The organism is Acetomicrobium mobile, from assembly GCF_937920065.1.
In genome coordinates, this window is record NZ_CALETC010000242.1 from 1 (window position 1) to 1666 (window position 1666).

General features: G+C 46.4%; 2 protein-coding genes. Both read right to left on the reverse strand.

The genetic code is table 11. The features are described from left to right. The coding region (locus Q7P41_RS09150) for a zinc metallopeptidase (RefSeq protein ID WP_303883682.1) at positions 1-689 on the reverse strand (689 nt) is incomplete at its 3' end. Between the two features lie 55 nt (positions 690-744). Continuing rightward, positions 745-1666: DegT/DnrJ/EryC1/StrS aminotransferase family protein (locus Q7P41_RS09155; RefSeq protein ID WP_303883684.1), on the reverse strand; the 922-nt coding region annotated here is incomplete at its 5' end.

The following is a 1666-nucleotide window of genomic DNA, read 5'->3' on the forward strand; positions in this document are numbered from 1 at the left end:
CTGTCAACCATATCCCTAAAGGCAAGCAGACGCAAAAGCTGAGCTACTGCCATAACTGTCGCGGCAACATAGGTCAGCGCCGCAGCATTCAAAACCGCCCTGGCGCCTCCGATTTCATCTTGAGCCAGCAAGCCAGTATCCGTAAGATAACGCAGCGCCCTTGCGCTGGCGTCAAATTCCACGGGTAAGGTTACCAAGTGAAACACTATTACGGCGACGAAAAATAAAATGCCAACATTCATCAAAACAGGAGCCCTGAAGATCAACCCTATAAAGAAGAGAGGAAAGGCCAAAGTTGTGCCTAAATTGGCTGCCGGGACGATAGCATTACGCACCTTTAAGGGCTTGTAATCATAGGCATCCTGTATGGCATGCCCAACTTCATGTGCAGCAACGCCTATTGCTGCTATGCTAGGGCTTGCATACACGCTTTCGGACAATCGCAGGACCTTGGACCTGGGATCGTAGTGATCCGTAAGTGATCCATGTATCCTCTCTATCGGGACATTAGACAAGCCAAAGCGATCCAACAAAACGCGGGCAGCTTCGTAAGCCCTGACTCCCCTTCGCGAATAAACCCTCGAAAATTGGCTAAATGTTCCCTGCACCTTTATCTGGGCCCATATGGCCAATAACAGGGCTGGAATCAAAATTATGAACGTCGGATCAAAGAACAACGGAAAATACATCATTTTCACCTCCTGTCACTTGCTTGAACCCTCTTCATTTCATTGACAATGCTTGCTATCTATAAAATTTGGCAATTGTTTTTACCACATACTCCTGTTCGTCGGGCGTCAATTCAGGGTACATGGGCAAAGCCAAACTATCCTGGCTAAGTTTCTCGGCTTCCGGAAAATCACCCCTTCGGTAGTCAAGATATTTAAACACCGGCTGTAGATGCAACGGCAAAGGATAGTAGACCCTAGTGCCAATTCCGTTCTCATCAAGATATTTCGACAAATCGTCTCTTCTTTCACAGCGGACAACATACTGGTGATAGACGTGATAACTGCCCTCGTCTTCACTGGGAGCCTTGACGAATTCCGAAATTTTATAAACATTGAATAAAAGGCGATAGCGCTCTGCAATTATCCTGCGTTTCCTGTTCCAATCGTCGACATGCCGCAACCTGCATCGCAGTACGGCAGCCTGAATAGCATCCAAACGGCTGTTCATGCCTAACTCCTCATGAATATATTCGCCCGAACAACCGTGCGCTCTAAGCCTTTTGATCCGTTCCGCCAACGAACTTAAGTTAGTGGTCACCAGGCCTCCGTCTCCATATCCCCCCAAATTTTTAGTGGGATAAAATGAGAAACAACCAAAAGTACCTATAGTGCCGCAACGTCTTATCTTGCCGTCGATCTTGCGCCAGGCCCCAAAGGATTGGGCACAATCCTCTATTAAATGAATGCCTTTATCCTTTAACAAAGGCTCCAGCTTCTCCACCGGCGTCATCAACCCAAATAAATGAACGACGATAACTGCCTTCGTACGAGGCGTAATATATTCAACAACTTTATCTGTATCTATATTATAGGTCAAAGGATCGATATCGACGAATACAGGCTTCGCCCCTAATTTTGCTATTGAGCTAGCAGTGGCAAAAAACGTATAAGGCGTAGTAATGACTTCATCTCCTTCTTTTATGTCCAAAGACATC